Annotated in this window: 6 protein-coding genes; 5 read left to right on the top strand and 1 reads right to left on the bottom strand. The window is 72.0% G+C overall.

The window, feature by feature from the left end:
• From G3I40_RS08100 to G3I40_RS08080, 5 genes are all read left to right on the top strand, one after another.
• Positions 1 to 552, top strand: a 552-nt coding sequence (locus G3I40_RS08100; RefSeq protein WP_239091604.1) for a histidine kinase, incomplete at its 5' end; no start/stop codon positions are given.
• Positions 543 to 1,187: a response regulator transcription factor gene (locus G3I40_RS08095; RefSeq protein WP_343244856.1), complete on the top strand. Its 645-nt coding sequence runs from the start codon at positions 543 to 545 to the stop codon at positions 1,185 to 1,187. The genes G3I40_RS08100 and G3I40_RS08095, both read left to right, overlap by 10 nt.
• 308 nt (positions 1,188 to 1,495) lie before the next feature.
• The gene (locus G3I40_RS08090) at positions 1,496 to 2,683 is read left to right on the top strand and encodes a thiolase family protein (RefSeq protein ID WP_164301479.1); all 1,188 of its coding nucleotides are present in this window, start codon (positions 1,496 to 1,498) and stop codon (positions 2,681 to 2,683) included.
• Positions 2,684 to 2,759: 76 nt separating this feature from the next.
• Positions 2,760 to 4,277 carry a long-chain fatty acid--CoA ligase gene (locus G3I40_RS08085; protein WP_164301478.1) on the top strand — a complete coding sequence of 506 codons (1,518 nt, stop codon included), beginning with the start codon at positions 2,760 to 2,762 and terminating at the stop codon, positions 4,275 to 4,277.
• A gap of 77 nt (positions 4,278 to 4,354) precedes the next feature.
• Positions 4,355 to 5,125 (top strand): sulfite exporter TauE/SafE family protein, encoded by a 771-nt coding sequence (locus tag G3I40_RS08080; RefSeq protein ID WP_164301477.1) that lies wholly within the window; start codon positions 4,355 to 4,357, stop codon positions 5,123 to 5,125.
• Between the two features lies 1 nt (position 5,126).
• On the opposite strand, the gene G3I40_RS08075 is transcribed toward G3I40_RS08080, so the two are convergent.
• A complete protein-coding gene (locus tag G3I40_RS08075) occupies positions 5,127 to 7,208 on the bottom strand; it encodes an MDR family MFS transporter (protein WP_343244855.1) in 2,082 nt (693 codons plus the stop codon).
• Between the last annotated feature and the right edge of the window lie 233 nt (positions 7,209 to 7,441).

The following is a 7,441-nucleotide window of genomic DNA, read 5'->3' as shown; positions in this document are numbered from 1 at the left end:
GATCTGCACGACGGGGCGCAGGCCCGCCTCGTCTTCGCGCTCATGTCCGTACGCCGGGTGCGGCGCGGGCTCGCCGAACACCCCGACGCGGAGCTGCGGGCGGCGGCGGACGAGGCCGAGGAGAGCCTGCGCCTGGCACTTGAGGAACTGCGCGGCATCGCCCAGGGCATCCACCCCGCCGTCCTCACCCGGGAAGGGCTCGGTCCCGCGCTCAGCGCGCTGGCGAAGGAGGCCACGATGCCCGTCGTCGTGGCGGCCGAGGCCCGGCGCTACGACTCCCTCGTCGAGACGACCGCTTACTTCACCGTCTGCGAGGCCCTCTCGAACGCGGCCAAGCACGCCCGGGCCCGCGCCGTCAGCGTCTCGGCCCGGCACCAGGACGGCCGGCTCGTCGTCGAGACCGTCGACGACGGCGTCGGCGGCGCCGACACCGCGCGCGGCACCGGGCTGCGCGGTCTCGCCGACCGGCTCGCCGCCGTCGACGGCGTACTGCACATACACAGTCCCGCCGGGGGCGGGACCAGGATCAGGGCGGAGCTTCCGTGCGGGTGATCGTGGCCGAGGACTCGGCGCTCCTTCGGCAGGGGATCGTGCGGCTGCTCACCGACGAGGGGATCGACGTGGCCGCCGCGTGCGGGGACACCGGGCCGTTGCTCGGGCTCGTCGCCGCGCACGCGCCGGACGCCGTGCTCCTCGACATCCGGATGCCGCCCACGCACACCGACGAGGGACTCGTCGCGGCGGCCGCGGTGCGCGAGGCCCACCCCGGCACCGGCGTCCTGCTGCTGTCCCAGTACGTGGAGACGACGTCCACCGTGCAGGCGCTGGCCGAGCGGCCCGAGGGCTTCGGCTACCTCCTCAAGGAACGCGTCGCCGACGTCGAGGAGCTGCACGGGGCGCTGAAGCGGGTGGCGGCGGGGGAGACCGTGCTCGATCCGCTGGTGGTGGCCCGGCTGATGGACGCGCCGCGCGCGCCGGGCCCGCTCGGCGAGCTGACCGGCCGGGAGCGCGACGTACTGGCCCTGATGGCCGAGGGCCGCTCGAACGAGGCCATCGCGCAGAAGCTGGTCATCGGCGGCAAGACGGTCGAGACCCACGTCCGCAACGTCTTCACCAAGCTGCGTCTGGAGCCCGATCTGCGCGAGCACCGGCGCGTGATGGCCGTGCTCACGTACCTGCGCGGCTGACTCACGCGCCGGTACGTGCAAGAGGTTCCGGCTGTCCGCTCCGGAGACGACGTCGTTCCCCCGTTTCCCCCGTGGTCCCCCGTACGCCGTCCGCGGAGCGGTGCCGGATCCCCAATGTAGGCGGGACGTGGGGGCGGGACATCAGGGTCAGCCCTGAGATGTGGAATCGCGTCCACCTCTTTGATCACGGCATGCCCCCCTTTGATCACCGGCTGATTGCTCCCCGGTGCCTCTTCCCAGCCCCCGCGGCGCGGGTCTATAGTCCAAAACTAGCAGTGCTAATTAACCGCTGTCTTTTGGAGCTGACCGTGCGACCCGTCCACTTCGCCGCCGCCCGCCGCACCCCGATCGGGAAGCTGCGCGGAGCTCTCAGCGGCATCCGCCCCGACGACCTTGCGGCGACCGTGCTGCGCGGCCTGCTGGCGGACGCGCCCGCGCTCGACCCGGCCCGCGTCGACGACGTCTACTGGGGCGCCGCCAACCAGGCGGGCGAGGACAACCGCAACGTCGCACGGATGGCCGCGCTGCTCGCGGGCCTGCCCGAGACGGTGCCCGGCGCGACCGTGAACCGGCTGTGCGCCTCCGGCCTGGAAGCCGTCACCACCGCGGCCCGCACCATCGCCGCCGGCGAGGCCGACATCGTGCTCGCGGGCGGCTCCGAGTCCATGAGCCGCGCACCCTTCGTGCTGCCCCGCCCCGACGAGGCGCTGCCGCACGCGATGCAGACGTACGACACGCGCCTCGGCTGGCGCCTGGTCAACCCCCGGATGAAGGAGCTGCACGCCGTCCTCGCGATGGGCGAGACCGCCGAGGAGGTGGCCGACCGGTACGCCGTGTCCCGCGAGCGGCAGGACGCCTTCGCGCTGCGCAGCCACCAGCGCGCCGCCGCCGCCCGCAAGGACGGACTCTTCGACGCCGAGCTCCTCCCGGTCACCCGGCCCGACGGCGTCGTCGTCGACGCCGACGAGTGCATCCGCCCCGACACGTCGCTGGACAAGCTCGGCGGCCTCAAGCCCGTGTTCCGCAAGGGTGGTTCGGTGACCGCGGGCAACGCCTCGCCGATGAACGACGGCGCGGCCGGTCTCCTCCTCGTCAGCGAGGAAGCCCTGCACGACCTCGGTCTGGAGTCCCTCGGCCGCTACGTCGCCGGCGCCTCGGCCGGTGTCCACCCCGACGTCATGGGCATCGGCCCGGTGCCCGCGACGCGCAAGGCGCTCGGCCGCGTCGGCTGGTCCCTCGACGACATCGAAGAGGCCGAGTTCAACGAGGCGTTCGCCGCGCAGGCCCTCGCCTGCGTCGACACCCTCGGCATCGACCCGGACCTGGTCAACCCGACCGGCGGCGCCATCGCACTGGGCCACCCGCTCGGCTGCTCGGGCGCCCGCATCCTCACCACCCTGCTGCACCGGCTGCGCCGCACCGGCGCCGCCCGGGGCCTCGCCACCATGTGCGTCGGCGTCGGCCAGGGCAGCGCCGTGCTCGTCGAGCGCGGCTGAATCCCCCCGCCCGGGGCGCACGACCTGGTCCAGCGCCGCACCAGCAGTCAGTAGTACGGAACGGAGCACCACCCCCATGGCAACCCTGTCCCTCGCCGCGATCCTCGCCGAGTCAGCCCGCCGCCGCCCCGACAAGGTCGGCCTCGTCGAGGGCGAACTGCGCCTCACCTTCGAGGAGTTGTGGCTCCAGGCCCGCAAGCAGGCCGCGGCCCTGACCGGCCTCGGCGTCCGCCCCGGGGACCGGGTCGCCCTGATGGCGCCCAACACGGCCGAGTTCCCGCGCGCGTACTACGCGGCGCTCGCGGCCGGCGCGGTCGTCGTCCCCGTCCATCTGCTGCTGTCGGCCGAGGAAGTGCAGCACGTCCTCCAGGACAGCGAGGCGAGCCTGCTGCTGTGCCACCCGGCGCAGGCGGCGACCGGCGCGGCCGCCGCGCAGGCGAGCGGCGTCCGCATGGTGACGCTGGGCGCGGAGGGGGAGCTGGAACAACTGACCGCCGCCGCCGATCCGTTGGCGTCCTACGTCACCCGCGAGGCCGACGACGCGGCCGTCGTCTTCTACACCAGCGGTACCACCGGCGTCCCCAAGGGCGCCGAGCTCAGTCACTTCAACCTGGTGATGAACGCGACGGTCAGCGCCTTCGACGCCAATGACGTGCACGCGGACGACGTCGCGCTCGGCGCGCTGCCCCTCTTCCACGCGTTCGGCCAGACCGTCTCCATGAACGCGACCTGGCGCGCAGGCGCCACGCTCGTCCTGCTGCCCCGCTTCGACGCGGCCCGCGCCATCGACCTCATGGTCACCGAGAACGTCAACACCTTCCACGGCGTACCGACGATGTACGTGAACCTGCTCGCCGCCGCCCGACAAGCGGACAAGCTGCCGCAGTTGAAGATCTGCATCTCGGGCGGCGCCTCGCTGCCCGTCGCCGTCCTGGAGGGCTTCCAGCAGGCGTACGGCGCCACCGTCCACGAGGGCTACGGCCTCTCGGAGACGTCCCCGGCCGCCTGCGCCAACCAGCCCGTCTTCGGCGCCCGCCCCGGCACGATCGGGCAGCCGCTGTGGGGAGTCGACGTCGAGATCGCGCGCGCCGAGGTCGAGGACCGCGTCGAACTGCTCCCCGACGGCGCACTCGGCGAGGTCGTCGTCCGCGGGCACTGCGTCTTCACCGGCTACCTGGGCCGCCCGGACGCCACGGCGGAGGCCCTCGTCGACGGTTGGTTCCGCACCGGCGACCTCGGCACCAAGGACGAGGACGGCTATCTGCGCATCGTCGACCGCAAGAAGGACATCATCATCCGCGGTGGCTACAACGTGTACCCGCGCGAGGTCGAGGAGGTCCTGATGCGCCACCCGGGCATCGGGCAGGCCGCCGTCATCGGCCTGCCCGACGACGTGCACGGCGAGGAGGTGTGCGCGGTGATCGTGCCGAAGCCCGGCCAGGACCTGGACGCCGCCGCGTTGACGGCCTGGTCGAAGGAACACCTGGGCAAGCACAAGTACCCGCGCCGCATCGAGTTCACCGACCAGCTGCCGCTGGGCCCCAGCATGAAGATCCTCAAGCGCGAGCTGCGGGTGACGTACGCGGGCCGCTGAACCGCTGACGGGTCACGCGTATCAGCATGCGGCGCTCCTGACGCGAGGTGGATACGTGGGTCTAGCATCGGTCCGCGATGCACGACATATTCGGGATCACCGCCTGGGAGTTCTCCGCCCTGGCCGCGGCGGCCATGCTGGTGGGTTTCTCCAAGACAGCCGTCAGCGGCGCCAACACGGTGAGCCTCGCCGTGTTCGCCGCGATCCTGCCGGCCCGCGCGTCCACGGGCGTGCTGCTGCCGATCCTCATCTTCGGTGACGTCCTCGCGGTCATCACCTACCGGCGGCACGCCCACTGGCCCACCCTGTGGCGGCTGTTCCCGGCCGTCGCCGCGGGCGTGGTGCTCGGCACGGTCTTCCTCGCCCTCACCGGCGACGCCGCCGTGCGCACGTCCATCGGCGCGATCCTGCTGCTGATGGCGGGTGTCACGCTGTGGCGACGCCGCAAGGCCGGGGCGCCCGCACCGGAAGCGGAGGGGACGGCGACCCGCGCGGCCCGCGTCGCGGCGGGCTCCTACGGAGTGCTCGGCGGCTTCACCACCATGGTCGCCAACGCGGGCGGCCCCGTGATGTCGATGTACCTGCTCTCCGCCGGTTTCCGGAAACTGGGCTTCCTCGGCACGTCCGCGTGGTTCTTCCTCATCGTGAACTCCGCGAAAGTGCCGTTCAGCGTGGGCCTCGGCCTGATCGACGGGCGCTCCCTGCTGCTCGACGCCGCCCTCGTCGTGTTCGTCGTGCCGGGCGCGCTGCTCGGCAAGTGGGCCGTGAACCGCATCAACCAGCAGCTGTTCGAGCGGCTGGTCATCGCGGCCACGGTCCTCGGCGGCCTCCAACTCCTGCTGCGCTGACCTACGTCGGGCTCAGCGCCCGGTCCGAGCCGGGCTGCGACGGCAGCCCCTGCGCCAGGTCCTCGGCGAGCAGCCGCTTCGCGATCGTGTCGACGGCCGCCCGCAGGTCCTTGCCCGGCGGCCGGCCCAGGTCCTCCTCGACCTGCTTGGTCAGCCACTGGCCCCACGCGTGGTTGAGGACCCCGGCCTCGCGGCGCCCCGCCTCCGTGTGCGAGAAGTACGACCCCGTACGCGACAGGTAGCCCTCGTCGACCATCCGCTGGAACACCGGCACGAGCACCTCCGGCGGGATCCTGCGCCGTGCCGCGATCATGCCGAGACTCGCGTGCCCGACCATGCGCGTGAAGAACTCCACCTGCATCACCGCCCAGGAACCCGCGATGTCGAGCCGGGTGTCGGACGAGGCGAGGATCCGGCGCGCGGTCTCCAGGTCCGTCGTCTTCACGATGTGGCCGACGGCCCGCTCCAGCAGGTGCGCAGAGTCCCCGGTCGACGGGGACGCGAACCCCTCACCCATGTCGGAGGAGCCCATCCGTGCGCTGTCGCGCAGCTGCACCTGCTTGAGGAACAGCGCCACCAGGAACCCGATCGCCGCCACCGGGACCGTCCACAGGAACACCGTGTGCAGCGAGTCCGCGTACGCGTCGGCGATCGGCAGCCGCGCCGCCGCCGGCAGCGCGTTCAGCCCCTCCGGACTCTGCGCCGCCTTGGCGAGGGCCGCCGGATCGACGCCGGTCCCGGCCCGGGCGGCCGCCTCGACGCCGTCCGTCAGGTTCGGCTTGAGCGTGTTGGCGTAGATCGTGCCGAAGACGGCCGTCCCGAAGGAACTGCCGAGCGTACGGAAGAACGTGACGCCCGACGTCGCCGTGCCCAGGTCGGAGTACTCCACGGTGTTCTGCACGGCGATCGTCAGCACCTGCATGCACAGACCGATGCCGACACCGAGCACGAACATGTACAGCGACTCCAGCCACGCGCTCGTCTCCGCGCCCATCAGCGACAGCAGATACAGGCCGAGCGCCATGACGAGGGAGCCGATGATGGGGAAGATCCGGTACTTGCCCGTCTTGCTGACCACGTTGCCGGAGAAGATCGACGCGATCAGCAGGCCGATCACCATCGGCAGCGTGCGCACACCGGAGATCGTGGCCGAGTCCCCGTCGACGTACTGCAGATACGTCGGCAGGAACGTCATCGCGCCCAGCATCGCGAAGCCCACGATGAAGCTGAGGATCGAGCAGACCGTGAAGACGGGGTTGGCGAACAGCCGCATCGGCAGCATCGGTTCGGCCGCGCGCGTCTCCACCCAGCAGAACAGGCCGAGCGCGACGACGCCGCCCGCGAACAGGCCGATGATGGTGGCGGAGCCCCACGCGTACTCGTTGCCGCCCCAGCTCGTCCCCAGGATCAGGGCGCTCGCGCCGATGGCGACGAGCGCGATGCCGAGGTAGTCGATGGCCGGTTTCGTCGCCGACTTCACCACCGGGATGGTGCGGGCCGCCGCGATCACCACGACGATCGCGATCGGCACGTTGACGTAGAAGGCCCAACGCCAGGTGAGGTGGTCGGTGAACAGGCCGCCGAGCAGCGGCCCGATGACCGTGGCCACGCCGAAGACGGCGCCGATCGCGCCCTGGTACTTGCCCCGCTCGCGCAGCGGGATGACGTCCGCGATGAGCGCCATCGCCGTCACCATCAGACCGCCGGCGCCGATGCCCTGCATCGCCCGCCACAGGATCAGCAGCGTCATGTTGCCGGCGAGGCCGCACAGGAACGACCCGGTGATGAAGATGATCGCCGAGAGCTGGAAGACGACCTTGCGCCCGAACAGGTCGCCGAACTTGCCGACGAGCACGGTGGCGACCGTCTCGGCCAGCAGATACGCCGTGACCACCCACGACATGTGGGCCGCGCCCCCGAGGTCCGAGACGATCGTCGGCAGGGCCGTGCCGACGATCGTCTGGTCGAGGGCGGCCAGGAGCATGCCCAGCATGATCGTGACGAAGACGACGTTGCGGCGTCGCTTGTCCAGGACCGGCGGGGTCGCCTCTGCGGCGGGCGGCGCGGTTTCGGTGGCTGTCACCCTCGCAGGGTCGCCCGGGGCGGCGGGGGACGCATGTGGGTGGGGCCAGATCAGTGACCTGGTGGCGCCGTACGAGTGCCGCTCTCAGGACGCCCTGGTCAGCCGGGGTGCGCTCGTCGCCGCGTCCACCGGCGCCGCGGTCCGCTCCACCCGGGCCGCCAGGGCACGGGCCCACGTCACCACGGCGCCCGTGTCCAGATTGCCCGGAGCCCGGCCGCGCCACGCCTCCAGCC

The sequence above is a fragment of the Streptomyces sp. SID14478 genome (assembly GCF_010548525.1).
In the GTDB taxonomy this organism is placed as follows: Bacteria; Actinomycetota; Actinomycetes; order Streptomycetales; family Streptomycetaceae; genus Streptomyces.
Note: the sequence above shows the minus strand (reverse complement) of the source record. Positions and strands in the feature narration are given on the sequence as shown.